General features: G+C 75.0%; 23 protein-coding genes and 1 pseudogene. 13 read left to right on the top strand and 11 right to left on the bottom strand.

Features of this window, described 5'->3' with window-relative positions; translation table 11 throughout:
- Positions 1–386 precede the first annotated feature (386 nt).
- Positions 387–761, top strand: coding sequence for an aggregation-promoting factor C-terminal-like domain-containing protein (locus ACWGJO_RS01730; protein ID WP_452181662.1), 375 nt, complete (start codon positions 387–389; stop codon positions 759–761).
- 295 nt (positions 762–1,056) lie between these two features.
- Here ACWGJO_RS01730 and ACWGJO_RS01725 read toward each other — a convergent pair whose 3' ends face one another.
- The gene (locus tag ACWGJO_RS01725; RefSeq protein WP_452181661.1) at positions 1,057–1,515 is read right to left on the bottom strand and encodes an HD domain-containing protein; all 459 of its coding nucleotides are present in this window, start codon (positions 1,513–1,515) and stop codon (positions 1,057–1,059) included.
- A gap of 286 nt (positions 1,516–1,801) precedes the next feature.
- On the opposite strand from ACWGJO_RS01725, the gene ACWGJO_RS01720 reads away from it, so the two are divergent.
- Positions 1,802–2,728 (top strand): AEC family transporter, encoded by a 927-nt coding sequence (locus ACWGJO_RS01720; RefSeq protein WP_452181660.1) that lies wholly within the window; start codon positions 1,802–1,804, stop codon positions 2,726–2,728.
- Positions 2,729–2,738: 10 nt separating this feature from the next.
- On the opposite strand, the gene ACWGJO_RS01715 is transcribed toward ACWGJO_RS01720, so the two are convergent.
- On the bottom strand, positions 2,739–3,194 hold the full coding sequence (locus ACWGJO_RS01715) for a MarR family winged helix-turn-helix transcriptional regulator (protein WP_380356556.1): 456 nt from the start codon (positions 3,192–3,194) through the stop codon (positions 2,739–2,741).
- Between the two features lie 164 nt (positions 3,195–3,358).
- Here ACWGJO_RS01715 and ACWGJO_RS01710 point away from each other — a divergent pair, with 164 nt between their 5' ends.
- Positions 3,359–4,228 carry an alpha/beta fold hydrolase gene (locus tag ACWGJO_RS01710; protein ID WP_452181659.1) on the top strand — a complete coding sequence of 290 codons (870 nt, stop codon included), beginning with the start codon at positions 3,359–3,361 and terminating at the stop codon, positions 4,226–4,228.
- A 133-nt stretch (positions 4,229–4,361) separates the two neighbouring features.
- Positions 4,362–4,685: a hypothetical protein gene (locus ACWGJO_RS01705; protein ID WP_452181658.1), complete on the top strand. Its 324-nt coding sequence runs from the start codon at positions 4,362–4,364 to the stop codon at positions 4,683–4,685.
- A gap of 370 nt (positions 4,686–5,055) precedes the next feature.
- Here ACWGJO_RS01705 and ACWGJO_RS01700 read toward each other — a convergent pair whose 3' ends face one another.
- Entirely contained in the window at positions 5,056–5,319 is a 264-nt protein-coding gene (locus ACWGJO_RS01700) for a dsRBD fold-containing protein (RefSeq protein WP_380546048.1), read from the bottom strand.
- 267 nt (positions 5,320–5,586) lie between these two features.
- Between ACWGJO_RS01700 and ACWGJO_RS01695 the strand changes: the two are divergent.
- Positions 5,587–6,426, top strand: a pseudogene (locus ACWGJO_RS01695) (DMT family transporter); the annotation flags it as partial.
- A gap of 308 nt (positions 6,427–6,734) precedes the next feature.
- Positions 6,735–7,304, top strand: a complete 570-nt coding sequence (locus tag ACWGJO_RS01690) for a DUF6629 family protein (protein ID WP_452181657.1) — start codon at positions 6,735–6,737, stop codon at positions 7,302–7,304.
- A gap of 19 nt (positions 7,305–7,323) precedes the next feature.
- Here ACWGJO_RS01690 and ACWGJO_RS01685 read toward each other — a convergent pair whose 3' ends face one another.
- Both ACWGJO_RS01685 and ACWGJO_RS01680 read right to left on the bottom strand, forming a co-directional pair.
- Complete coding sequence (locus ACWGJO_RS01685; protein ID WP_452181656.1) at positions 7,324–8,682, bottom strand: MFS transporter; 1,359 nt, start codon at positions 8,680–8,682, stop codon at positions 7,324–7,326.
- Positions 8,679–9,296, bottom strand: a complete 618-nt coding sequence (locus ACWGJO_RS01680) for a helix-turn-helix domain-containing protein (protein WP_452181655.1) — start codon at positions 9,294–9,296, stop codon at positions 8,679–8,681. Before ACWGJO_RS01680 ends, ACWGJO_RS01685 begins: the two co-directional genes overlap by 4 nt.
- A gap of 279 nt (positions 9,297–9,575) precedes the next feature.
- Here ACWGJO_RS01680 and ACWGJO_RS01675 point away from each other — a divergent pair, with 279 nt between their 5' ends.
- Both ACWGJO_RS01675 and polX read left to right on the top strand, forming a co-directional pair.
- Positions 9,576–10,280: a sensor histidine kinase gene (locus ACWGJO_RS01675; protein WP_452181654.1), complete on the top strand. Its 705-nt coding sequence runs from the start codon at positions 9,576–9,578 to the stop codon at positions 10,278–10,280.
- A gap of 76 nt (positions 10,281–10,356) precedes the next feature.
- On the top strand, positions 10,357–12,087 hold the full coding sequence (polX, locus tag ACWGJO_RS01670) for a DNA polymerase/3'-5' exonuclease PolX (protein WP_452181653.1): 1,731 nt from the start codon (positions 10,357–10,359) through the stop codon (positions 12,085–12,087).
- Positions 12,088–12,096: 9 nt separating this feature from the next.
- Here polX and ACWGJO_RS01665 read toward each other — a convergent pair whose 3' ends face one another.
- Together ACWGJO_RS01665 and ACWGJO_RS01660 are read right to left on the bottom strand one after the other, a co-directional pair.
- A complete protein-coding gene (locus ACWGJO_RS01665; RefSeq protein WP_452181652.1) occupies positions 12,097–12,975 on the bottom strand; it encodes a carbohydrate kinase family protein in 879 nt (292 codons plus the stop codon).
- Positions 12,976–12,978: 3 nt separating this feature from the next.
- The gene (locus tag ACWGJO_RS01660; RefSeq protein ID WP_452181651.1) at positions 12,979–14,001 is read right to left on the bottom strand and encodes a pseudouridine-5'-phosphate glycosidase; all 1,023 of its coding nucleotides are present in this window, start codon (positions 13,999–14,001) and stop codon (positions 12,979–12,981) included.
- Positions 14,002–14,082: 81 nt separating this feature from the next.
- Here ACWGJO_RS01660 and ACWGJO_RS01655 point away from each other — a divergent pair, with 81 nt between their 5' ends.
- A complete protein-coding gene (locus tag ACWGJO_RS01655; protein WP_452181650.1) occupies positions 14,083–14,301 on the top strand; it encodes a hypothetical protein in 219 nt (72 codons plus the stop codon).
- A gap of 181 nt (positions 14,302–14,482) precedes the next feature.
- The gene (locus ACWGJO_RS01650) at positions 14,483–16,147 is read left to right on the top strand and encodes a peptide-N4-asparagine amidase (RefSeq protein ID WP_452181649.1); all 1,665 of its coding nucleotides are present in this window, start codon (positions 14,483–14,485) and stop codon (positions 16,145–16,147) included.
- A gap of 364 nt (positions 16,148–16,511) precedes the next feature.
- Here the strand turns inward: ACWGJO_RS01650 and ACWGJO_RS01645 are convergent, their stop codons facing one another.
- On the bottom strand, positions 16,512–17,201 hold the full coding sequence (locus tag ACWGJO_RS01645) for a response regulator transcription factor (RefSeq protein WP_452181648.1): 690 nt from the start codon (positions 17,199–17,201) through the stop codon (positions 16,512–16,514).
- Positions 17,202–17,289: 88 nt separating this feature from the next.
- On the opposite strand from ACWGJO_RS01645, the gene ACWGJO_RS01640 reads away from it, so the two are divergent.
- Positions 17,290–18,873, top strand: coding sequence for a purple acid phosphatase family protein (locus ACWGJO_RS01640; RefSeq protein WP_452181647.1), 1,584 nt, complete (start codon positions 17,290–17,292; stop codon positions 18,871–18,873).
- A gap of 169 nt (positions 18,874–19,042) precedes the next feature.
- On the opposite strand, the gene ACWGJO_RS01635 is transcribed toward ACWGJO_RS01640, so the two are convergent.
- Positions 19,043–20,314, bottom strand: coding sequence for a sensor histidine kinase (locus ACWGJO_RS01635; RefSeq protein ID WP_452181646.1), 1,272 nt, complete (start codon positions 20,312–20,314; stop codon positions 19,043–19,045).
- 240 nt (positions 20,315–20,554) lie between these two features.
- Here ACWGJO_RS01635 and ACWGJO_RS01630 point away from each other — a divergent pair, with 240 nt between their 5' ends.
- Together ACWGJO_RS01630 and ACWGJO_RS01625 are read left to right on the top strand one after the other, a co-directional pair.
- Complete coding sequence (locus tag ACWGJO_RS01630; protein WP_452181645.1) at positions 20,555–21,136, top strand: hypothetical protein; 582 nt, start codon at positions 20,555–20,557, stop codon at positions 21,134–21,136.
- 178 nt (positions 21,137–21,314) lie between these two features.
- Positions 21,315–22,064, top strand: a complete 750-nt coding sequence (locus ACWGJO_RS01625; RefSeq protein WP_452181644.1) for a (2Fe-2S)-binding protein — start codon at positions 21,315–21,317, stop codon at positions 22,062–22,064.
- Between the two features lie 40 nt (positions 22,065–22,104).
- Here the strand turns inward: ACWGJO_RS01625 and ACWGJO_RS01620 are convergent, their stop codons facing one another.
- Both ACWGJO_RS01620 and ACWGJO_RS01615 read right to left on the bottom strand, forming a co-directional pair.
- Entirely contained in the window at positions 22,105–22,926 is an 822-nt protein-coding gene (locus ACWGJO_RS01620; protein WP_452181643.1) for a cache domain-containing protein, read from the bottom strand.
- A gap of 51 nt (positions 22,927–22,977) precedes the next feature.
- Positions 22,978–23,730, bottom strand: coding sequence for a FadR/GntR family transcriptional regulator (locus ACWGJO_RS01615; RefSeq protein WP_452181642.1), 753 nt, complete (start codon positions 23,728–23,730; stop codon positions 22,978–22,980).
- Positions 23,731–23,866 lie beyond the last annotated feature (136 nt).

Raw genomic sequence — 23,866 nt, 5'->3', positions numbered from 1 at the left:
GAACGGTGAGTGTGCTCACACGTGATCAACGACTACGACGGACGGTAGTGGACACCCCGGCTGCACCCGCGCCACCCCGGCATTCCCCGCGTTCCCGCAGCTCAGCGCCGGTCGGCAGGCTTCGCGCGACCGCCCCTTCGAATCCACGGCGTCCCGTTCCGTACGACCGCGAGTCGTACCGAGCGGGTCTTGGCGACGGCCGATCCGGTCTGGCAACAATGGCTTCCATCGCCAGCCGCACCGGCTCCTGTCCCTCCGGTGGACGGCTTCCTGATCGCGTCGCACCCCGCAACCGTTCGGCCTCTGTCGGGCCGTGGTCCTGAGCGGGGAGCGACCGGCCCAACCCGATTGAGGTCCTGTTCTTCATGCCCGCTTTCAAGCTCCGCATGCGCACTTCCGCCGCGATTCTCGCCGGCGCCGCCGGTCTGACCGCCCTGGGCGCGGGTGTCCTGCCCGCCACCGCGAACGCCGCCACCGCCTCCCCGCAGGCCATCGCCGCCCAGATCGTCCCGGCCAACCAGCTGGCGTCCTTCAGCCAGATCATCGCCCACGAGTCCAGCTGGAACGTGACCGCGACCAACCCGAGCTCGGGCGCGTACGGGCTGGCCCAGGCACTGCCGGGCTCCAAGATGGCCACGCACGGCGCGGACTGGAAGACCAACCCGACCACCCAGATCAAGTGGGCGCTGGACTACATGAACACCCGCTACGGCAGCCCGAACGCCGCCTGGAACTTCTGGCAGACCCACCACTGGTACTAAGCCGACCCCGTCGGCCCACCGACCACCGCCCGTCACCTGACCACTCCCCCTCACCCCGGGGGTCGGACAGGGACCACCGGGGTGCCCGAGAGGGCCCGGACCCGCGCGACCCGCGTGGTCCGGGCCCTCTCCTGGTTCTCCGGCGGCGGCCCACGCCGTGGACCGCGCCCGCCGGGCCACGGCGTGGGCGCCACGGCGCGTGGAGCCCCGCGCGGGCTTCGCGCTCGCGGGCTTCGCGGCCGCGGGCTCACGGCGTGCGGGCTTCGCGCTCGCGGGGGGCACGCCGGCGTGCGGGCTACAGCTCGCCGGTGAGTCCGAGCAGCTCGCGCATCCGCGTGTACTTGGCGGCCAGCCGCTCGGCGGTCGCCGGGTCCAGGGTGGCGAGGCGGGCCGGATCGGAGTTGTGCGCCAGGTCCGCGCGCTTGACCAGCAGCGCGCCCGGCGTGGCCAGGATGCGCGCGGTGTACTCCTCGACCGGCTCGTCCGGGCGCCGGGTGAGCGCGTCCACGATCGCCTTGGCCTCCTCCGGCAGCGCGGCCCCGGCCAGCCACTCCCGGCTCAGCCTGTCGTCCTCGACGGTGTCGTGCAGCCAGCCCGCCGCGATCTGCGCCGCACTGCCGCCGCGCGCCGCCGTCCCCCGGGCGACCGCCGCGATGTGCTCTCCGTACGGGTGGCCGTTCTTGTCCACCTGCCCCTGGTGGGCCCGGCGTGCGATCGCCTCCACCTCGGACAGGCTCAGGTACTGGTCCTCCATCGGGCCATCGTAGGCCCGGGCGATCGGCCGGGCTCGGGCTCTCGACGCCCGGCCGGCCGGCCGGGCGCCGGCCCCTCGGCCCCGCCCCCCTGCCGGCCGACACCGTCCCGGACGGCCCGACTTGCTGGCGTGCTCGCGACAGACCCACTGATCGCCGCGCCCGCGGCCACTGGTTTACTGCCCCGGGGGTTCATGGGCTTCGGGGGGTCACCGCGCTCGGAAGTCGGCGCCCCCGACGGGACACCCCCGTCGCACCGGCAGACCCGTCCGAGCGATCCGAGGAACCATGCCAGCCCTGCATCCCCTGCTGTCCGCCTTCGCGCCGATCTGGGCGCTCACCGGCGTCGGCTACGTCGTCGGCCGCGCCGGGCTGCTCGGGCCGCACGCCGAGACGGTGCTCAACCGGTTCGTCTTCCACGTGGCGATGCCGGCCGCGCTGTTCCTGATGATCGCCCGCACCCCGCTGGACCGCTTCGCCAACGCCTCGATGCTCGCCTTCACCGCGGGCACCGCGGTCGCGATCGGCCTCGGGCTGCTCGCCGGGCGGCTGCTGTTCCACCGCAAGCCCGGCGAACTGGCCATCGGCGCGATGGCCTCCGGCTACGTCAACTCGGCCAACCTCGGCATCCCGGTGACCATGCAGGTCCTCGGCGACGCCTCTTTCGTGGCGCCCGTGGTGCTGTTCCAGATCCTGGTGGTCACCCCCGCCGTCCTGGCCGTCCTGGACGGCGGCGCGGCCGGCCGCCGGGCGCTGCTCACCCTGCCTGTCCGCAACCCGATCCTGCTGGCCACCGCGCTGGGCGCGGTCGTCTCGGCGACCGGCGTGCACCTGCCTGCCGAGCTGAATCGTTCCTGCGAACTGCTCGGCGGCGCCGGCGTCCCCACCGCGCTGATCACCCTCGGCCTCTCGCTGCACAACCGCCCACCGGCGGACGGCCGGCCGCGCCGCACCGAGGTCGGGCTGATCGTCGTGCTCAAGACCCTGGTCCAGCCGCTGGCCGCACTCGCCGTGGCCGGCCCGCTGCTCCACCTGCCCGCCCACCAGCTCCTCACCGTGGTGCTGTTCTCGGCGCTGCCCACCGCGCAGAACGTGTACACCTACGCACGCGAGTACCAGCGGGGCACCGCCCTCGCCCGGGACGCGGTGCTCTGGTCGACGCTCCTGTCGATGGCGACGCTGTCCGTGATCAGCTGGACCCTCGGCCCCGCGTAGTTCCGGCCGTTCACCTCTCCCTGGCGGCCGACACCACCTCGGTCACGGCCGCCAGGAAGCGCCGGGCCGTGTCCAGCTCCCCCGGCTCGAACCGCCGCATCGCCGCGACCAGATCGCCGATCAGCCCGCCGAAGAATCCCTCCCCCAGCTCCATCGCCCGTTCCTCCACCAGCAGCCGCACCCGGCGCCGGTCCTGCGGGTCGCGCTCGCGCCGGATCAGCCCGAGCCGCTCCAGCCGGTCCACCAGGCCGGTGGTGCCCGCCGAGTTCAGCCCCAGCGCCTCGCCGAGCCGGCCCGGGGTGACGACCTCCCCGGCCCTGGCCGCGTCCAGCAGGTGGATCAGCGCCCGCAGATCGGTCGGGTGCAGACCGTTGCGGGCCGCGAACTCGGCTCCGAACAGGTCGAGTTCGACCGTCAGGCCACGCAGCAGATGGACCAGCCGCATCGGCTCGGCAACCTCGGACACCCTGTCGTCCTTCCTCGGGGAGGGCATGTGCGATTATTCTCTCGCTCAGCGAGATAATTGCTCAGCGAGATGCTTGTTCAGCGCGATACATGTTCGGCGCGATACGTGTTCGGCGAGTGGTTCAGCCGACCCGGCCGCCATCACACCACACCCGCGGAGGCCCCATGTCCACCCGCACCGCCCCCTTCCTCGCCGCCTACGACGCCCTGCTCGCCCGCTGGCCCGTCCCGGTCGAGGCACTCACCGTCCGCACCGCCCACGGCACCACCCGGATCAACGCCTGCGGCCCCGCCGACGGCCACCCGCTCGTCCTGCTCCACGGCGGCGGCGCCACCTCCACCATGTGGTTCGCCAACGCCGGCGCCTGGGCCGAGGCCGGACACCGCGTCCTCGCCGTCGACCTCATCGGCGACCCCGGCCGCAGCGTCCACGACGGCGCCGCCCTCGACGGCGTCCCCGGCCTGCTTGGCTGGCTGGACGCCGTCCTCGACGGACTCGACGTCCCGCGGGCCGACCTCTGCGGCCACTCGTACGGCGGCTGGATCGCCCTGGAGTACGCCCTGCACGCCCCCACCCGGGTCGGCAGGCTCGCCCTGCTCGACCCCACCCAGTGCTTCGCCGGCTTCCGCCCCGGCTACCTGCTGCGCGCCCTCCCCCTCTTCCTGCCCCGCCGCACCCCGGCCCGCGCCCGCTCCTACCTCGACTGGGAGACCGGCGACACCCCGCCCCTCGACCCCGCCTGGCGCGAGCTCTACGCCCTCGGCTACGCCGACTTCCCCGCCTCCCCCGTCGTGACCGGCCCCCGCCCCTCCCCCGAACGCCTCCGCACCCTCGCCATCCCCGTCCTCGCCCTCCTCGCCGCCCACAGCCGAACCCACGACCCCCACCGCATCGCCCGGACCGCCCGCCGCACCCTCCCCGGAGCAGAGGTCGCCGTCCTCCCGGGCGTCTCCCACCACAACCTCCCCATGGCCGCCGCCCAGGACCTCAACCCTCGCCTCACCACCTTCCTCGCCCCCACCCACCAAACCTGACCACCCCCACCCGCACAAGAAGTCGGCCCACCCGACTTCTCGTGCCGCAGGGTTCGGGCACGTAGGGGACTTCGCGGAGGAGGAGCCGGTCATCGCCCGCCGGGGTGTGCCGCACGGCTCCGGGCTCGGAGCCGTGCGATGGGTCGTCGAGCGGCGGCCGGCCACGGCCCTCGGGCCCCGGGCCGTCGAGGCGGTCCGGGTCGCGGCGCTGCCGCTCTCCCTGGTGGTGCTTCCGGCGTTCTCGGTCGTTGCCGCTCTCGACGGCCGCTCCTGGACGAGCGTGTTGATGTGCGACGTCGACACCGGCACCGGCCGGCAGCGCGCCCGGCTGGTCGAACTGGACCGGCAGGCCGCGGGCGTCGTCGGCTGGGACGTCCCGGCGCACGAGGTGGTCAGCGGCACCAACTGTGCCGTCGACCCGGACGACGTCCTGCGCGCTCCCTGGTGGCGCCGGTAGGAGCGCCGACCGGATCCGCCCGTGCGGCGGCCGTCCCGAGCGCCGCAGAGGGCCGGGGCCGTGACACCGCGGGGGACGGCGGACGTGGTGTGGCGGCGCCTCCACTCGGGCCGGACCGAGGCGGAGCGCGCCTGCGTGGACGCCGTCGGCCGCGAGCACCCTGTCGAGCGCATGGCCGCCGAGCTGCTCGAAGCCATCGCGGCTCGGGAGGAGTGGCTCCGCTCGGCGGCGCGACGGTCCGGCGGCGCGACGGTCCGGCGGCGCGACGGTCCGGCGGCGCGACGGTCCGGCGGCGCGACGGCGTGCCGTTCCCGGTCCGGTAGCCGTGCACGGGCCGCCGCGGCCTACGGGGGTTCGGCTGCCGGTGGGCTCAGTAGATCAGGTACCCCGGGCGGTGCCCTTCGTCGTCGATCTCCCCGGTGGCCTGGGCCCGCAGCTTGCGGGACAGGTCCTCCAGGGCCCGGGCGGCCGCGACCTCCTCGCCGATCCTGGCGAGCGGACGGTCGTCCGCGCTTTTCACGGATTCGCCGTGCGCGCTCAGGCCTGGCGCCCTGGCGCCGGTCAGCCTGGCCTCGCACGCCGTGTGCACGCCGTCTTCCTCGAAGCTGAGCTCCACGTCCCACTGGTTGTGCATGCCACACCTCCTGGCGCCGGCCCCCGTCGCGCCTGTCCTGACCGGCACGGACGGTGGCCCGTGGCGGCCGCTCACACCAGCGTGCGCCTGCCCCGCCGGTGGCGGCAAGCGCTGCCGGACGGCCCGGTGCCCGCCGCGCCGCGCGCGTGTCGTGTGCCCGGCCCGGGCACCGGCCCGGCGGTAGGCTGGCGGGAGCGGCCGCGACCTCCGACCCACCTCTCGGAGCCGTCGGCGCGGCGCGGGCAGCGACAACCTGGTGGTCCCTCCGTGGCGGTCTTCCTCCTCGCTCTCAGTGCGGCCTGCTGTCTGGGGCTCGGCTTCGTCCTCCAGCAGCACGCGGCGCAGCAAGCCCCGCGCTCCGATCTGCTGCGCTGGCGGCTGCTGCTGGACCTGATGCGGATGCCGCAGTGGCTGCTCGGCACCGGGTTCATGGTCAGCGGGCTGATCCTCTCGGCGTTCGCCCTCAACCAGGGCGAGGTGTCGCTGGTCGAACCTCTGCTGGCCACCAATCTGATCTTCGCCATGGCACTGGCCCGGGTGTTGACCCGTCAGACCCTGGGCCGCTCCGGGTGGGCCGGGGTGCTGCTGCTGGCCCTCGGGGTGACGGCCTTCATCGTGGCCGGGCAACCGACCGGCGGCGGGGCGCCCGCCGGGGAACTGCGGCACTGGCTGGTGGTCGGCACGGTGGTCGGGCTGGTCGTGCTGCTGGTCTCGCTGGCCCGGCGGCTGCCGCTGTTCGAGGAGGCGACCCTGCTGGCGCTCGCCGCCGGGCTGCTCTACGGCCTCCAGGACGCGCTGACCCGGACCACCACCCTGCGCCTCGACCACGAGGGCCTGTCCGCGGTGCTGCGCAGTTGGCAACCGTACGCGGTGGTGGTGGCGGGCGTGGTCGGGCTGCTGCTGGTGCAGAGCGCCTTCGAGGCGGCGCCGCTGCGGATGTCCCTGCCGGCGCTGACCGCCGCCCAGCCGGTGGCCGGGATCGCCTGCGCGGTCGGGTTCCTCGGCGACCGGCTGCGGGTGACCCCGGCGGCGCTGGCCTGGCAGGCCGCCGGGCTGGTCGCGATCGTGATCGGGGTGATCGTGATCGGCCGCCATCCGGCGATGCCCGGAACCGTTCGCGACACCCTGGAGAGCATCGGGGCACCGCCGGAGGACGGAGCGGAGCCGCGGGAGGGCGGGGCGGAGCAGAAGTCCGGGGGCGGGCCGGAGGACCGACCGGACGACGAGCCGAAGGGCAGTCCGGACGACAATCCCAAGGACGAACCGACGGGCGGGTCCGCGGAGCACGACCGCCCCGGGAGCACCGGTTAGGCCCCGATGTGCTGGAGTGCGCAGGCGGACGCCGTGGCCGGTGGGCTGGTCACGGTCGCGGGGGTGGCGTGCCTGGTCCGCGCCCACCGGGCCGGCCGGAGCGCTTGCCGCTCGCCGCGCTCCCCCTGCTCCTGGGCGTGCACCAGCTGATCGAGGCGATGGTCTGGCTCGGCACCGACGGCAGGCTGCCGGACGGCCTCGCCGGAGCGGCCCGCACCGCCTGGGCGGTGGTCGCCCTGGCGCTGCTGCCCGTTCTGGTCCCCGCCGCCGTGTGGTGCGCGACCGACGGCCCGCGCCGACGGCTGCTCGCCGCGCTCACCCTGCTCGGTGCGGCGGTCGCCGCCCCGCTGGCCGTGGCCATCGGCTCCCACCCGGTGGGGGCAACCGTGCACGGCCACACCCTCGGCTATGCGGTGGGCATCCCGTACCCGGCTCTCCTGCTGACCGGCTACCTCCTCGTCACCGTCGGCTCCCTGCTGGCAAGCGGCGACCGGCTGCTCCGCCGTCTCGGTCTCCTCACCGGCGCGGGCGCCGCCGCCTGCGCCCTGCTCTGGCACCTCGCCGTCGTCTCCACATGGTGTGCCCTCGCCGCGCTGACCAGCCTGCTGCTGCTCCAGTGGGCGGGCCACCGGCCGGCGGGCCGGCCAGCCCCTGCCGAAGACCGGGCCGGGTAGGGCGTGTCCTGGGGGCTACCTAGGCGCAGTGCGCCGGTTCCGAGTCGTCGGCCGCGTCGGCCGCACCGCCCGCCTGGACCGCGCTGCCCGCGTGCCCTCGGAAACGGTCCATCTCGCGCCACTCCGGGCGCAGCCCGGCCAGGGTCGTGGTCGCGAAGTAGAGGGCTCCGCCGGCGATCAGGCCGGGTATCAGCCCGACCGTCGCGACCGCCGCACCGGCGACCAGTCCACCGAGCGGGATGCCGGCCCAGGAGAGGGAGTCGCCGAGGGCGTGGACGCGGCCCAGCAGGTGGCGGGGCACCCGTTCGAAGAGGACCGCGCCGAGGATCGGGTTGAGGAAGCCGGCGCCGAAGCCGCCGATCGCGAAGACCGTGAGCACCAGCCACATCGGCGCGTCGAGGGCCAGCACCAGGAAGCGTGGCGCGCCGCACAGCAGGAAGCCGGCGAAGAACACCGTCCGGCGGGGCAGTCGGGAGGCGACGGCCGCCGCTATCAGGCTGCCGACGACCGCGGTGGCGCCCATGACGGCCGCGGCCAGGCCGATGGCGGCCGGACCGTTGCCGGACTCCCGCGCCCAGACCGGGACGAGGACGGTGGTGAACCCGGCGTCGATCAGGTTGGTGATGCCGATCATCACGATCACGGTGAGCAGCAGCGGCTCCGAGCGCAGGAAGGTGAAGCCCTCGCGGAACATCCGCCAGTAGCCCGCGGGCTGCTCCTCCGCCGAGGGTTCGGCTGCCACGGCGGGCACCGCCGGGCGCCCCATGCCGCGCGGGAGCGCGACCGCGATGATCAGCGACCCGAGCGCGAAGGTGGCCGCGTTGACCGCCAGCCCGGCCAGCGGCCCGATCAGGGCGACCAGCCCGCCGCCGACCGCCGGACCGATGGTGGAGGCCAGCCGCTCGGTGACCCCCGACAACCCGGTGGCGCGCTCCATCGGCACCCGGGCATGGTCGGCCGCCTCCGGGACCATGACGGACTTGGCCAAGTCCCCCGGGCCGCGCATCGCCCCGATCACCGCGACCATCACCAGCAGTGCCCAGAACGGGAGCAGCCCCCGGGCGTGCAGCAGCGGGACCAGCCCGGCCGTGACGGCGCTGACCGCGTCCGTCGTCCAGGACACCACGCGCGGCCCGAGCCGGTCCACCAACGGCCCGGTCAGTGCCTTGACCGCCACGTACGGCGCCATTTCGGCGAAGGCGACCAGGCCCGTCATGGTGGCGCTGCCGGTGGTGGCCAGGATGAACCAGGGCAGGGCGATGGCCGAGACACGCGTGCCGGTCACGGAGACGACCGTGGCGGCCAGCACCCCGGCCAGCGGGCGGAAGCTGCGCCCGGGCGCGTCGACGGCGGCGGCACCGGTGCCGGTGGTGTTCATGCGGTTTCCCCCTCGGTCGTGGTGGTGCTCGTGTCCGGCAGCACGTGGACGATCACGGAGACCTGCTCGGTGCCCTCCGGGGCCGGCTCGCCGTGGTCGATCTGCCGGTAGCGCCGGACCACCTCGAACAGCTCGCCGGAGAGCCGCTCGGCCTCGGCGGGGGTGAGCTGGAGGACCCGGTCGCTGAGGTCCGTCACCCGGCGCCACTCGCGCGGCATGGTCTCGAAGGCGTCCAACGCGCGCTGGGCGGTCAGGGTGTGCGCGGCCAGGACGGACCGCAGGAAGCCGGCGGCCGTGTCGAGGTCGTCGTCCGCCATGTCGTCCACCGTCCAGACGGTCAGCGGGTGGGCCGAACGCCACCAGCGCTCGCGGGCGTTGCCGCGCTCCTCGTCCTCCTCGACGAAGCCCGCGGCGGCGAGCTGGCGCAGGTGGTAGCTGGTGGCTCCGGAGTTCAGCCCCAGCTGTGCGGCGAGCCTCGTCGCCGTCGACGGGCCGTGCTTGCGCAGGAGTCCGACCAGCTGCATGCGCACGGGGTGCGCCATCGCCCGCATGTTCTTGGCGGTGATGGCGATGTGCGGGTCGTCGCTGTGCTTCCAGCCGCGCTCTTCGGTCATGGCAGGAGACTAGAACCGCAAAGACTTCTTTGCAAAGGGTTTTTTGCGAAGAAGTCTTCGCGATTGCTCGACGCGCAGCAGGCCGCGCCTCCGGGGCCCCGCCGGTCGGCGGGTGCCCGACCGGCCGCTCGGCGGGGGCCCCGGAGCGGACCGCGGCCCGGAGCGGGATTGTCACCCGGGCGGGCGAGGCGCAGGCTGGCAGGAAGGGCCCGGTAGTCGGCCCGTCCCGGTCGGCCGCGGATTCGATGACGGCCGCCGGGGAGCACGAGGGGCAGGGCGATGGCACGCGGGAGGCTCTGGAGCTACGTCGCGTCGGGGGCCCGGGCGCTCGGCGCGTTCGGCGGCGCGGGCGGCACCGGCCACCGGAGCGGGTCCGGGCGCGCGGGCGCGCCGGCGACCACCGAGGCCGAGGAGGGACTCGGCCCGTTCTCACCGGGCGTGATGGCCGCGCCCAGGCCGCTCTCCCGCACCGAGCTGGAGCGGCTGCGCTGGACCGGCCGGCAGGACGGCTGCGAGCCGACGGCCCGGCACGTCCAGGTGGCCGACCTGGTCCGCCGGGTGGTGCGCGGCGGTGGCCGGGCGGCGGCCGTCACGGTCCGGGTGGCGCCGGGGCTGCCGGTGGTGGCCGGGGACGCCCGCCGGCTGGAGACCGCCGTCGCCGGGCTGGTCGACCAGGCGATCCGGCGCAGCCCGCCGGGCGGCCGGGTGCTGGTCCGGGCCGACGTGGCGGGTGGCGCGTCCGCACCGCGGGCGTCCGGACGGGCGGCGGCGACCCGCGCCCGGGTGGAGATCCGGGTCTGCGACCGGGGCTCCTCCGAGCCGACCGGCGCGCGCGAACGGCCGATCGCCGGTGTCCCGACGGACGGCGTGGTGGGGCCCGCCCTGCACAGCCTGGTCGACGCCGCCGGCGGCCGGCTCGCGGTGGAGCCCACCCCCGGAGGCGGGCTGACCGTCGTCCTGCTGCTGACCGTCGCGTACGACTGACGGAGTACCGCGGCGTCCGGGGCCGGACCGGGGCGCGCACCCGGCGGATTCGGCCCACGAAACCTAGACTTGCCCCATGCCCCGGCTCAACGACCAGGTCAGGGAGCTGCTCCAGGAGTACGCCGACCTGATCAACATCACCGGCGGGGACGCCTTCCGGGCCCGCGCCTACGAGAAGGCCGCCCGGGCGGTCGGCGGCCACCCCGGGGACCTGGCCGGCCTGGACGTCAAGGGGCTGCAGCAGATCCCCGGCGTCGGGAAGTCCACGGCCGAGAAGATCGCCGAGTACCTCGCCACCGGGACCGTGCCCGCCCTGGAGGCGCTGCGCGCCGAGATCCCGTCCGGCGTACGGGAGATGATGGCCGTCCCCAGTGTCGGGCCCAAGCGCGCCCTGGCCCTCTACCGCGACCTCGGGATCTCCTCGGTGGACGAACTCGCCACGGCCGCCCGCGCGGAGCGGCTCACCGACCTGCCCGGCTTCGGCGAGCGCAGCGGCGAGAAGATCCTGCACGGCATCGAGCTGATGCGGCAGTCCGGCGGCCGCACGCTGCTGGACACCGCCACCGAGCTGGCCGAGCAGCTCGTCGCCGTGCTCTCCGCCGTCCCCGGCTGCACCCGCTGCGCGTACGCGGGCTCGCTGCGCCGGATGCGCGAGACGGTGGGCGACATCGACGTGCTCGCGACCGCCGAGGACTCCGCCCCGCTGATGGCCGCGCTCACCGGCCTCCCCTCCGTCGCCGAGGTGATCGGCAGCGGGAGCACCAAGACCTCGGTCCGTACCACCCAGGGCGTACAGGTGGATCTGCGGGTCCTCCCGGAGGAGGACTGGGGAGCGGCACTGGTCTACTTCACCGGCTCGAAGGCGCACAACATCAAGCTGCGCACGATGGCCGTCCGGGCCGGGCTGAAGCTCTCCGAGTACGGGCTGTTCGAGGTGGACGGCGGCGCCAAGGTGGTCTCGGAGACCGAGGACGAGGTGTACGCGGCCCTCGGACTGCCGTGGATCCCGCCGCCGCTGCGCGAGGACCGGGGCGAGATCGAGGCCGCGCTGGACGGCGGACTCCCGGACCTGGTCCAGGAGTCCGACCTGCGCGGCGACCTGCACACCCACACCGACCTGACCGACGGGCTGGCCACCCTGGAGGAGATGATCGACACCGCGGCCGCCCGCGGCTACTCCTACTTCGCCGTCACCGACCACGCCCCGGACCTGGTGATGCAGCGGATGACGGACGAGAAGATGCTCGCCCAGCGCGAGCAGCTGCGCCGACTCGCCGGCCGGCACAGGAAGTTGCGCCTGCTGCACGGCACCGAGCTGAACATCGGCCCGGACGGCGGGGTGGACTGGCCGCCCGCGTTCCTGGCCGGCTTCGACGTCTGCGTGGCCTCCGTGCACTCGCACTTCACCCTGGACCGGGCCGCCCAGACCCGTCGGCTGATCCGCGCCTGCGAAAACCCGTACGTGCACGTCATCGGGCACCTCACCACCCGCCGGATCGGCCGGCGCGGGCCGATCGACGTCGACCTGGACGCGGTGTTCGAGGCCGCCGCGCGCACCGGCACCGCGATCGAGATCAACAGCTCCCCGCAGCGGCTCGACCTGCGCGACGAGGACGTCCTGCGGGCCCGGCGGCACGGCGTGCGCTTCGCGATCGACAGCGACGCCCACGCCACCGGCCAGCTCGGCTACCCGCGCTACGGCATCGGCACGGCGCAGCGCGGCTGGCTCACCGCCGAGGACGTGGTCAACACCTGGACCTGGCAGAAGCTGAAGCACTTCCTCCGCAAGGACGCGGTGCCCGGGTAGCCCCGAACGTCACTCCCCGCCGCAGGAGGCCCCGGGCGAGGCCAGTACCCGGGCCGCGCTGCGGTGCCCGAGCCCGGCCGCGCGCCCGAGGTCCCCGGTGTCCAGGAAGCCGGCCAGGAACCCCGCCGCGAAGGCGTCCCCGGCCCCGGTGAGATCGCGCACCCCGGCCACCGGCGGCACCGGCACCATGACCAGCGGCTCACCGGGCACGTCGACCGCGGTCGCCTCGGCACCCGCCTTGGTGACCACCGTGGTGGCTGCCAGCCGGGCGCGCTCCGGCCCGGGCAGACCGCCGACCAGCAGCCCGAGGAACTCCGACTCGGAGCGGTTGGCGAACACGAAGGTCGGCGCCGACTCGGCCAGCAGACCGAGGAAGCGCTCCCGTCCGAACCGCTCCAGCATGCCGGTCGAGGAGGCGTCCACCGAGGTGGTGCCGCCCGCCCTCCGGACCCGGGCGAGCGCGTCCACCGCCGTGCCGCCGACCGGCTCTCCGTCGAAGGAGTAGGCCGGCACGTGCAGGTGGGTCAGTCCGGTCAGCCACTCGTCCGGGACCCGCTCCAGCAGGGTGGCGGCGCCCCGGTCGGGCAGCATGGTCCGCTCGCCGTCCTGGTCGATCAGCACCACGACGCTGCCCGTCCGGCCGCGCCGGGAGACCCGCACGTCGACGCCGTGGCCGGCCGGTTCGGCGACCATGCCGTCCCCGACCGCGTCCTCGCCGACGCAGCCGAGGAAGCGGGCGGGGTGCTGCCCGGCGGCGAAGCAGGCGACGTTGGCCGCGCTGCCGCCGCGCCGCCGGAAGATCCGGGCGCCGGAGTCGGTGCCGTGCCTCAGCGGGCCGTCCGCCCAGACCACGATGTCCTCGACGAGGTCGCCGAGCACCCCCAGCACGGCTCAGGCCCCGGTGTCGGCGACGGCGGCCGAAGCGGCGTCACCGGCTGCGGCGTCACCGGCTGCGGCGCCCGCACCGTCCGCAGCGGCGTCACCCGCCCCCGCAGCCAGCGCGGTCGCGATCTCCCCGCCGAGCCGGACGTTGCCCCGGTACACCTCGACGTTGACCTCCAGGCTGCGCCCGCCGGTGTCCCGCTGGATGAAGTCGAGGAGGAACGGCGTGGCGGCGTTGCCGGTGACGCCCCGGCGCTCGGCCTCCGCCCAGGCGCGGGCGAGGATGCCGTCCAGTTCCTCGGGCGGCAGCTGCTTGGCCGGGTCGACCGGGTTGGCGATCAGGACGGCCTGCGGCAGTTCGAGCCGGTCCCGGGACTCGATGATCCTGGCGGCCTGCTCGGGCGACTCCACGCTGAAGTTGATCTCGTGGCCGGAGTCGGTGACGTAGAAGCCGGGGTACTTGCGGGTGCGGTAGCCGATGACCGGGATGTTGTAGGTCTCGAAGCGCTCCAGGGTGGCCCTGATGTCGAGGATGGACTTCACCCCGGCGCTGATCACGGTGACCGGGGTGGCGGCCAGGGTGGTCATGTCGGCCGACTCGTCGAAGCTCTCCGAGGCGCCGAAGTGCACGCCGCCGAGGCCGCCGGTGGAGAAGACCCGGATGCCCGCGCGGTGGGCGAGGAAGGCGGTGGCGGCGACGGTGGTGCCGCCGTGCCGGCCGAGCGCGGCGACCACCGGGAGGTCGCGCAGGCTCACCTTGTCCAGGCCGTCGACGGCGGACAGTTCGGTGATCTGCCCGGTGCTCAGCCCGACCGTGGGCACCCCGGCGTGCACCCCGATCGTGGCCGGGACGACGCCCGCCGCCCGCAGCTGCCGCTCGGCCTCCAGCGCGACGGCCAGGTTGCGCGGCCGCGGCAGTCCGTGGGTGAAGATGGTCGACTCCAGGGCGACCACCGGCCGGCCTTCGGCGAGGGCCCGGGCGATCTCCTCGGAGACCTGGACGGCGGGAGCGGTGGGGCGAAGTCCGGTCATGATGCGAACTCTCTGTGAGGCTGCCACTGCGGTGGGGCAACGTGCTGCCCAACGTATGGACGGCTCGCATCGGAATCCAGAATGAGTCCCGAGGTTTCCCTGCTCGCCCGCAACCGCGCCTTCTCACTGGTACCCGGCTCGATGACCGGCCACCTCACCGAGGACGTGGCCACCGTACGGCTGGAGGGGCGGGCCACCCTTCCGCTGGAGATGCAGTGGCGGACGGACGACCGGCGGCCCCCGCTGGCCTCGCTGCGGGACCTGATCCGGCAGGAGGCCGCGGAGCTGGAGGACGTCTGACCCGCCCCGTCGCGCGACCTGAGTCCGGGTCCGAATCCGAATCCGAGCCCGGGTCCGAATCCGAATCCGAGCCCGACCGACGGGATCCTTGACGCTAGCATGCCACCACCGGAAGGATTCCCGGATCATCCGACCGGCCCACGGCACCCGCCCGCGGGCCGCCGAACCCCGGGAACCCGCCTTGGCCCTACGCCCGTTGCTCCGCCGCGCCGCCGGTCTGATCGGCGCCGCCGTCCTCACCCTGGCCGGCACCCTCACCGCCGCCGGTCCGGCCCACGCCGACTTCGGCACCGACTACCACGACCCGGTCACCGCCACCAAGCCGCTCACCCGCCCCGACACCCGCTCCTGCACCGTCGAGGCGATGCACGAACGCGAGTTCCGCAACGGGTACGGCAACCCGCCGGACACCCCGTACACCACCACCCTCACCCCGCCCGCCGACTGCGCAGGCCCCTGGTCCGCGGTGGTCCTGGACCTCCACGGACAGGTCGCCGGACGGCAGTTCGACCGGATCTTCAGCGTCCGCGTCGGCGGCGTCCAGGTGCTGCTCTCCTCCACCCCCGAGCCGTCCAAGGACGGCATCGCCTGGAACGTCGAGCACGACGTCACCCGCTACACCCCGCTCTTCACCGGCGGCCCGCAGGAGTTCTCCTTCGACCTCGCCAACGTCACCGACGCCACCTACACCGGCGTCTTCACGATCAGCGCCAACCTGACCTTCTACACCGCCGACGCCCACTGGCCGGCCGCCCGCGCCGCCGACCGGCTGCTCACCACCGGACCGTTCGGGCTCACCGGCACCTCCCCCGCCGCCGGGCGCGACCTCACCTTCCCGCAGAACCTCGAACGCCTCACCGCCGAGGTCTACGCCCGGGGCGGCGGCGCCTGCGAGGAGTTCGCGTACGCCTCCGCCCCGGACGCCTTCTCCGCCGCCAACCCGGGCAGCGGCATCTGCGGCAAGGGCCCGTTCCGCGAGCTGCGACTGACCGTGGACGGCCGGGTGGCCGGCGCGGTCTGGCCGTACCCGGTGATCTACACCGGCGGATGGGACCCGCTGCTCTGGCGGCCCGTGCCCGGCGTCTTCGCCTTCGACCTGCCCGCCTACCGGCTCGACCTCACCCCGTACGTCGGACTGCTGCTGGACGGCCGGCCGCACGCCGTGGGCGTCACCCTGAACACCGCCGAGGCGCAGAGCAACGACATCTGGACCGGCCAGGTCAACCTCTTCGCCGAGACCGACCACGGCGCCGCCCGCACCACCGGACAGCTCACCGACCACCGGGTCGCCCCGGAGGCCACCGTCGCGACCGACCTCGCCGACCACGGCGGCGGCAGCGGCGACTGGACGGTCACCGCCGCCCGGAACGACCTCGCCCGGGGCTGGGTGCAGACCTCGCACGGCCGGATCACCACCGAGGTCCGCGACGAACTCGCCTTCCGCTCCACCCAGCGACTGCGCGACGCCGGCAACGACGTGACGCTGCACAACGGCACCGACCTCACCCGCACCACCGCCACCTGGGGCGGCGGCCCGCACCGCACCACCACCGTCCACGAGGGCGAACCGCTGGACGTCAGCTACCGGGTGAGCCGCGACGCGGCCGGCAACACCGACCAGACCACCGCCATGGACCTCGGCTACCACCGCGACACCACCGCGGCGACCGGCGGCCATGTCACCGAGCGCTCCACCGTCGACCACACCCTGCGCCCCACCGCCACACGGCACGACGGGGACCGCACCGTCCGGACCGGCAGCAGTGCCGAGGAGTACCGGAGCACCGGTCCCGAGGGGCCGTACCGTCGGACGCTGAGCTTCGTGGACGGCTGGCCGCGGCCCTGACGGACGGCCCGCACCACCCCTCGCCGCCCCTCTGCGGCACGTCGACGCCCGAGTTGCGAAATTGGTCGGATTCATGCCGTTCACCCCTGGTGCACGGCCCGTAGGAGGCGCATGATGGGAGGTGGACCTGCGAGGTAGCTGAAGGAAGTTCGACCGCAGGAGGCAGTGGCGACGGATCGAGACGGATCAGGGTCTGCCGCTGGGACTACCTCGGTCGACGATCGAACTACCGGCCGGAGGACGTGACGTCCGGAGGCCACCCCCACCTCGTAGGTTCCGCGCGTCCACGGAGCATCCCCTCGGCCTGTGGACGCGCACCCTTTCCCGCGCGCCGCGCCTCCCGCATCCTGTCCCCGCGCCCCGGCTACCGCGCGCCCGCCCAGCCCATCTCCCAGGCGTGCACCGCGATCCCGACCCGGTTCGCCACCCCGAGCTTGCGCTGGATGCTGGCGACGTGGGTCTTCACCGTTCCCGGCGAGATGAACAGCTCCGCGGCGATGTCCGCGTTGGTGCGGCCCGCGGCGACGTGCCCGGCGATCTCCACCTCCCGCTCGGTCAGTGGCACCACCGGCGCCGCCCGCCGGCGCTCCGGGCGGCGCGGCTGCGTCACGTGCCGCAGCAGCCGGACCGTGACCGACGGGCTGATCAGGCTCTCCCCGTCCGCCGCCGCCCGTACCGCCTCGGCCAGCAGGGACGGGCCGGAACGCTTCAGCAGGAAGCCGGACGCCCCGTGCTGCAGGGCCGGGTACACGTACTCGTCCAGGTCGAAGGTGGTCAGCACCACCACCCGCACCGGCTCCGCCACGTCCGGCCCGGCCAGCCGCCGGGTCAGCTCCAGTCCGTCCATCCGCGGCATCCGGATGTCCACCAGCGCGACATCCGGCCGCAGTTCGGCCGCCAGCTCCAGCGCGGCCAGCCCGTCCGCCGCCTCGCCCACCACCTCGATGTCCGGCTGGGCCGTCAGGATCCGCCGGACACTGCGCCGGACGGCCTCCTGGTCGTCGGCGATCAGGGTGCGGATCACCCGCCGGCCCCCACCGTTCGCACTCGTCACGCCCAGCAGTGTGGCGCACGGGTGGCGGACGGGAAAGTTCACGCGGTGGAACCGGCCCGGTTCACCTTCGTCCGGTGAGCTGGCCGCCATGAACGATTCCAGTGGACGTCCCTCCGTCAGCAGGCGCGGGCTCCTGGCCGGCGCGACCGGTGTCGGCCTCGGCGGTGCCGTGTCCCTCGCCGGCGTCCAGGCCACCCCCGCCGCCGCCTCCCCGGTGCTCTGGCAGCGCCCGGACCGCTCCGGCGCGCCCCGCGTGGCCGGCCTGCACCTCCAGTTCGGCTCGGACGCCTCGCGCGAGGTGGTGGCCTCCTGGCACACCACCAGGTCCGTCGGCAACCCGCGTGTGATGTACGGGACTTCGAACAACGGCTTCGGCCGGACGGTCCAGGCCTCGACCCGCACCTACCGGGACGCCGCCTCCGGCACCGAGGTCCAGGTGCACCACGCCCGGCTGACCGGCCTGCACCCCGACACGGACTACGTCTACGCCGCCCTCCACGACGGCACCACCCCCGAGCTCGGCACCGTCCGCACCGCCCCGCGCGGCCGGTCCGCCTTCACCTTCACCAGCTTCGGCGACCAGGGCACCCCCACCCTCGGCAGGAAGACCGCCAACGGCTACGTGAACGACAACCTCGGCAGCCCCGCCGCCGGCGACACCACCGCCGGGGTCGAGCGGATCGCCCCGCTGTTCCACCTGCTCAACGGCGACCTGTGCTACGCGAACATCGCCACCGACCGGGTCCGCACCTGGTCCGACTGGTTCGAGAACAACAGTCGCTCGGCCCGCCACCGCCCCTGGATGCCCGCGGCCGGCAACCACGAGAACGAGAAGGGCAACGGCCCGATCGGCTACGGCGCCTACCAGGCGTACTTCGAGCTGCCGGACGCCCGCTCCGACGCGGAGACCCACGGCCTGTGGTACTCGTTCACGGCCGGCTCGGTACGCGTGATCAGCCTCAACAACGACGACGTGGCGTACCAGGACGGCGGCAACAGCTACGTCCACGGCTACTCCGGCGGCGCCCAGCAGCGCTGGCTGGAAAGGGAGTTGATCGCGGCCAATGCGGACCCGGGGATCGACTGGATCGTGGTCTGCATGCACCAGGTGGTGATCTCCACCGCCGACAGGTTCAACGGCGCCGACCTCGGCGTCCGCGAGGCCTGGGTGCCGCTGTTCGACAAGTACGGCGTGGACCTGGTGGTCTGCGGCCACGAGCACCACTACGAGCGCTCGCACCCGATCCGCGGCCAGCAGCCGACCGACACCCGCACGCCGATCCCGGTCTCCACCGGCACCGAGACCATCGACACCACCAAGGGCACCGTCCACATGGTCATCGGCGGCGGCGGCACCTCCGCCCCGTCCAACCAGCTCTTCTTCAGCCCCGCCAAGGCGCGGGTGATCACCGGCGTCGGCGCCGTCGACCCGGCCACCGGCAAGCGCCCGCCGGTGTACGTGATCGAGGACGCCCCCTGGTCCGCCTTCCGGGACGCCGACAACCCGTACGGCTTCGCCTCCTTCGACGTCGACCCGGGCGGCCGCAACGGGCAGACCACCATCGGCGTCACCTACTACTCCGTCAGCAGCCCGTACGGGGACCTCGTCCCGGTCGACCGCTTCACCCTGACCCGCCCGCGCGGCACCCGCGGCGGCGGCCGGGGTCACTAGGGCGGAGTCACTAGGGCGGGGTCACCGGGCGCACTCGGCGGCATGCCGTCGGGCCGGCGGAGACGTCCACGCCCGTACGCCCCACCCGGTAGCCCCTCCGCCGCGCACGCACGCACACGGCGCACGGACACGGCGCCGACTCGGTCGGGTCGGCGCCGCGGGGCGCGCCTCAGCGCCCCGGCAGGGAGCAGCCGACCCGCCAGCCCGCGGGCGTGCCCGGGCCGGCGGTCAGCGAGCCCCCGTGGGCGGCGGCCCGGGCGGTGAGTCCGGCCAGGCCGGTGCCACCGGCGCCCGGACGGCGGCGCAGCAGCGGCTTGCGGGCGGGGCCACCGTCGTCGGTGACGGCCAGTTCGACGGCGCCGCGCTCACCGGGGGCCACCCGGACGGTGACCTCGGTGGCCTGCGGGGCGTGCCGGCGGATATTGGTCAGCGCCTCCAGGACCACGGCGTACGCGGTCGCCTCGGCCTCGGCGGAGAGCCGGCCCGCGGTGCCGGGCGCCAGCTCGACGGTGGCGCGCAGGGCGCCGGTGGTACCGAAGCGGGCGACCAGCTCTGGGAGGTCGGCCAGGCCCAGCCGACGCGTGGTCGCTCCGCCCGCCCGGTCCTCCCGGTCCGACCCGTCGGAGCTGTCGCTCTTGCCGTCCCGAGCCTCCCGGCCTTCCCGGCCGCTCGGCTCGCGCAGGGCGCCGACCATCTCGTCCATCGAGTCCAGTGCCCGCAGCCCGGCCTCCTCCAGGCGGCGCAGCAGTGCGGTCGTCTCCTCCGGTTCCTGGCCCGGGAGTTGGCCGGCCTGGGCCTCCAGAACGATGCCGGTGATCTCGTGGGCGACGAAGTCGTGCAGTCCCCGGGCCACCTCCAGCCGCTGTTCGCGCCGCGCCCGGGCCACCGCCCGCTCCCGGCGGGCATCCAGGACGCGCAGGTAGAGGGCCGCCCCCGCGACACCGAGCAGTGGCAGCAGCGAGAGCAGCACCCCGACCACCGGCCCGGCCGCACCGCCCTGCGGCGTCCGCAGGGCGAACCGCAGCGGCAGCAGCACCGTCGCCAGCCCCACCAGCCCGCCGACCGGACCGGCCGACCGGTCGGGCAGTCGCCGGACGGCCCTGAAGAGCAGTCCGAGCAGGGCGAGCCACTCGAACGGCAGCCAGAACGCGGGCAGCCGGTACGGCCCCGGGTAGACCGCGTCGACCAGCAGCGAGGCCCCGGCCACCGCTCCGGCGGCCGCACCGAGCGTGATCCGCCCGGCGGGCCAGGGAAGCAGCGCCGCCACCGCGGCGAGCACCGCCGTCAGGGCGAGCAGCGCGGCCGCTCCCCGGGCGTCCGGTTGCGCCAGCAGGACGGGCGCCAGCAGGGCGAACGCGGAGACGGCGGCGAGCGGCCGACGGATCCGGGCCGGTCGCGGCCGTGCGGGATCGGGGTGAACGAAGGGAGAGTCGGTGGGCACCCGGCCGAGCCTACGGGCAGCTCTCCCTGGGGAGGCGCGGTCCTCCTCAGGAGGGATCGGTCCGCCGTCAACTCCCCTCCGCAGCGGGAGGTCTGCGCGACCGGGCGGGAGCATGATCGGTGGCATCGGAACACCCGCAAAGGACGCCCGCACCGAACGCCCGAACCGGCCGCCCACGCCGGACACCCGCACGGGAACAGTCACCCGGGAACACCAGCGCCGAAGGAGACCCGAACTCCCATGAACCGCCGCCTCGCCACCGCCGCACTCTCGCTGCTCCTGCTGGCCGCGACCGCCGCCACCGCCGCACCGGCCGCCGTCGCGGAGCCGGCCCCCGCCGCACCGGTCACCGCCCCGGAACCGGCCGCCCCAGCAGGCGACTTCGGGCCGGTCGGTGTACGCGGCACCGGCAACACCGTCCTCACCGCCGGGTTCCAGGGCTTCGAGGGCGACCCGGTGCGGATCTCGGTGGACGCCCGTGCCACCACCAACACCGATCCGCGCGGCACCACGGGCCACTTCCACGTCCGTCACGTGCACACCGACGGCCGGCTGGTCGCCGACTTCGAGGGCGACCTCACCTGTCTGGCCGTCGGCGGCCGGGAGGCGATCGCCACCGGGGTGGTCACCAAGGGCGAGGCGCCGTGGTTCCCGGGCCTGGAGCTGATCGGCCAGAAGGTCTCGCTCTCGGTGGAGGACGACGGGCGGCGCGGGGACCGGATGGGCTGGGTCTGGGGCGCGCTCGGCCAGCCGGTGTCGGACTGCCAGGGCACGGTACCGTTCATCCGCACGACCGGTGGTGACTTCTCCGTGCGCAGCTGACACCCGGCCGACCGGGCCGACAGGACCGGTCGGGGCCTCCCGGGCGAACCGGGCGACGGCCGGGGCTGCGCACCGCCACCCGAGCACCCGCAGATCTGGAGGCCCCGTTGTCCCTCGACCGTCCGACCGCTCCGCCACCGGCGGGCGCGGGGTTCAACGACCTGACAGGGGAGGGCCGTTGAACCCCGCGCCCGACCGGCATTCGCCCGACTACGCCCGGCTCGCCGCCGTCGGGCCGTACTTCGCGCTGGACACCTCGCCGACCGGCCGGCCGCCGGAGGGCTTCCGGCCGCTGGCCGAGCTGTACGGCACCGGACCGGACGCGCCGTTGGCGGCGCGGCTGCGGGTGGTGGCGCGGCGGCTCGGCACCGGGGAGCCCCGGGTCGCCGCCTCGATCCTGCACCTGGGGCTGGCCGCCCGTTTCTGGTCGGTGGGGCTGGGTTCGGCGGTCCTGCTGGGGACGGTCCCGACCTTGGAGCACGCCTGGGTGCGGATCCCGGACCAGGGCCCGCTCGACCTGTGGGCACCGCCGGAGCCCGCCCGTCCGGACGCCGGCTCGCTCGCCGACCAGCTCCACGAGGCCGTCCTGCTGGGACAGCTGACGCCGCTGGCGGAGGCCGTCCGGGCCGCCGCCCCGCTCTCCCGCCGTCTGCTGCTCGGCAACGCCGCCTCCGCACTGGCCGGGACGCTGCGGGTGCTGGACGCCCACGCGCCGGACGCCGCACGGGCGTTGGCCGCGGAGCTGCTGGACCGTCCGCCGCTGGCCGGGTCGGGCATCCTGCGCGCCGGGCCGGGTGGCACGGCGTTCCGGCGGAACAGCTGCTGCCTCTACTACCGGGTGGGTCCGGGTGCCGGGCTCTGCGGGGACTGCTGCTTCAGCACGCCGCCCGGCCGCGGGGAGCCCAGCCGCGGGGAGCGGAACGAGTAATACCTTCACAAATGAAGGTCATATAGATCTCCGGCCGCCGTCAGCCGCGCACCACCGCCCAGTCCACCGCCGCGGACGGCACCCCGGCCCGCCCGGCCACCGGGTCCGCGAGCAGTCCGCGCGCCAGCGAACCCACCGGCAGGGCCGGGGTGGTGGCGGCCAGCACCCTGCCCTCGCCGTCGAGCAGCGCCGCGTCGCCGGACAGCGCCCGCAGCGGGGGCACCAGCAGCCGCTCCAGCGCGGCCAGCGGGACGTCCCCGGCCACCACCCCGACGAAGCCCGCGCCCGGGACGACCACCGGCCGGGCGCAGCACAGCACGTACCGGTCGGCACAGAGCAGGTCGACCTGCGGCCCGGCCACCGCGGCCCGCCCCTCGTCCCGGGGCCGGGCGAACCAGGGCAGCACCCGGTAGTCGTAGAACTCGGCGTCCGCCGGGTCGAGCGCGAGCCGCAACCGCCGCTCCCCCGCCCCGCGCGCACCGCGGTACCACCACTCCACGTGCAGGTCGGCGTCGGCGAGCGCGCCGGGCGCCACGACCGCTCCGCAGCCGAACCAGCGCGAGCCGGGCCGCGCCAGCAGCTCGCTCACCACCCCGTGCACCACGGCGAGTTCGGCCGCGGCGGGCCGGCGCCCCTCGGCGTCCGCCCGGGCCCAGCAGCCCGCCGCGGCCGCCCGCAGGCCGTCCAGTTCGGCGAGCACCGCGTCGACGGCGGCGGCGATCTGCCGGGCGCACCGCTCGACGGCGGCCGAGTCACCGGCGGCGGGCTCACCCAGGACGGGCTCGCCGGCGGCGGACTCACCGGCAACCGGCACACCGGCGGATCGGGCCACGGGCAGGGTGGTGCTGAACGCGCTGGTCATGACGGCTCCGGCGGCGAGGGAGGGATCCGGGAACGGTGGCGCGGCCCCGGCTCAGCCGTCGTCCGCCAACTCCAGGTGCCGCCGGACCAGATGGTGCACGCAGGCCACGGCGTGCGTCTCGGCGGCGGCCCGGGCGCCGGCCGCGTCGCCGGCCAGCACGGCGACCAGGATCTCCCGGTGCTGCTCGGCGAAGCGCTCCTGGTCCGGCCCGTGCGGGGCGGGCAGCCAGAGCAGCGGGCCCAGTTCGGCCTGGAGCCTGACGGCGAGCTGGGTGAGCCGCACCGACTGGGCGGCGACGGCGAGTTCGATGTGGAAGCGGGCGTCGGCGCGGCACTGCTCGGCGGGCCCTGCGGCGTCGCGCAGGTCGTGCACCAGTCGGGTGAGCCGGGGGCCGAGGTCGGCCGGGGCGCGCTCGGCGGCGAGCCGGGCGGCGGTGCCGAAGACGGCCAGCTCCTCGTCGCCGAGGTCGCGCAGGTCGACGGTGGCGAGGTCGCGCAGCCGGGCGAGCTGGAGGTGTTCGGAGCCCTCGGCGGGGGTGCGGACGAAGCTGCCGCCGTTGCGGCCGCGCCGGGTCTCGATCAGCCCGGCCTCGCGGAGCAGGGCGAGGGCCTCGCGGACGGTGCCGTTGGCGACGCCGAGCTGGTCGGCCAGGTCGTTCTCGCTGGGCAGCTGGTCCCCGTCGGCGACCAGTCCGAGGGCGATCGCCTCGGTGATCCGGCGGGCCACCGCGTCGGCGCGGCCGAGGTCGGCGAGCGGCGCGAGGACGGCACTGAGCAGCGGGGTCGCACTGCCGATGGTCGTCACGCCGTTCCCCTCCCCGATCGCCGTCGCCGGATCGCCTCCGGATCGCCGCCCGATCACTGCCCGATCGCCGCCGGATCCTCACCCGATCACTGCCCGACCGGATGTTTCCCGCAGGGTACCTCCAGGTCCGACGCGC

The sequence above is a fragment of the Kitasatospora sp. NPDC054795 genome (genome assembly GCF_053611565.1).
The sequence above is the reverse complement of the archived record's forward strand: the minus strand, read 5'-3'. Positions and strand labels throughout refer to the sequence as shown.

What these genes read in the sequence shown, in the direction of transcription:
- ACWGJO_RS01660 (WP_452181651.1), bottom strand. Translation starts at nt 14,001, where the DNA reads ATGACCGGACTTCGCCCCACCGCTCCCGCCGTCCAGGTCTCCGAGGAG.
- ACWGJO_RS01630 (WP_452181645.1), top strand. Translation starts at nt 20,555, where the DNA reads ATGAACCGCCGCCTCGCCACCGCCGCACTCTCGCTGCTCCTGCTGGCC.
- polX (WP_452181653.1), top strand. Translation starts at nt 10,357, where the DNA reads ATGCCCCGGCTCAACGACCAGGTCAGGGAGCTGCTCCAGGAGTACGCC.
- ACWGJO_RS01620 (WP_452181643.1), bottom strand. Translation starts at nt 22,926, where the DNA reads ATGACCAGCGCGTTCAGCACCACCCTGCCCGTGGCCCGATCCGCCGGT.
- ACWGJO_RS01730 (WP_452181662.1), top strand. Translation starts at nt 387, where the DNA reads ATGCGCACTTCCGCCGCGATTCTCGCCGGCGCCGCCGGTCTGACCGCC.
- ACWGJO_RS01680 (WP_452181655.1), bottom strand. Translation starts at nt 9,296, where the DNA reads ATGACCGAAGAGCGCGGCTGGAAGCACAGCGACGACCCGCACATCGCC.
- ACWGJO_RS01720 (WP_452181660.1), top strand. Translation starts at nt 1,802, where the DNA reads ATGCCAGCCCTGCATCCCCTGCTGTCCGCCTTCGCGCCGATCTGGGCG.
- ACWGJO_RS01655 (WP_452181650.1), top strand. Translation starts at nt 14,083, where the DNA reads ATGAGTCCCGAGGTTTCCCTGCTCGCCCGCAACCGCGCCTTCTCACTG.
- ACWGJO_RS01710 (WP_452181659.1), top strand. Translation starts at nt 3,359, where the DNA reads ATGTCCACCCGCACCGCCCCCTTCCTCGCCGCCTACGACGCCCTGCTC.
- ACWGJO_RS01675 (WP_452181654.1), top strand. Translation starts at nt 9,576, where the DNA reads ATGGCACGCGGGAGGCTCTGGAGCTACGTCGCGTCGGGGGCCCGGGCG.
- ACWGJO_RS01685 (WP_452181656.1), bottom strand. Translation starts at nt 8,682, where the DNA reads ATGAACACCACCGGCACCGGTGCCGCCGCCGTCGACGCGCCCGGGCGC.
- ACWGJO_RS01640 (WP_452181647.1), top strand. Translation starts at nt 17,290, where the DNA reads ATGAACGATTCCAGTGGACGTCCCTCCGTCAGCAGGCGCGGGCTCCTG.
- ACWGJO_RS01725 (WP_452181661.1), bottom strand. Translation starts at nt 1,515, where the DNA reads ATGGAGGACCAGTACCTGAGCCTGTCCGAGGTGGAGGCGATCGCACGC.
- ACWGJO_RS01700 (WP_380546048.1), bottom strand. Translation starts at nt 5,319, where the DNA reads ATGCACAACCAGTGGGACGTGGAGCTCAGCTTCGAGGAAGACGGCGTG.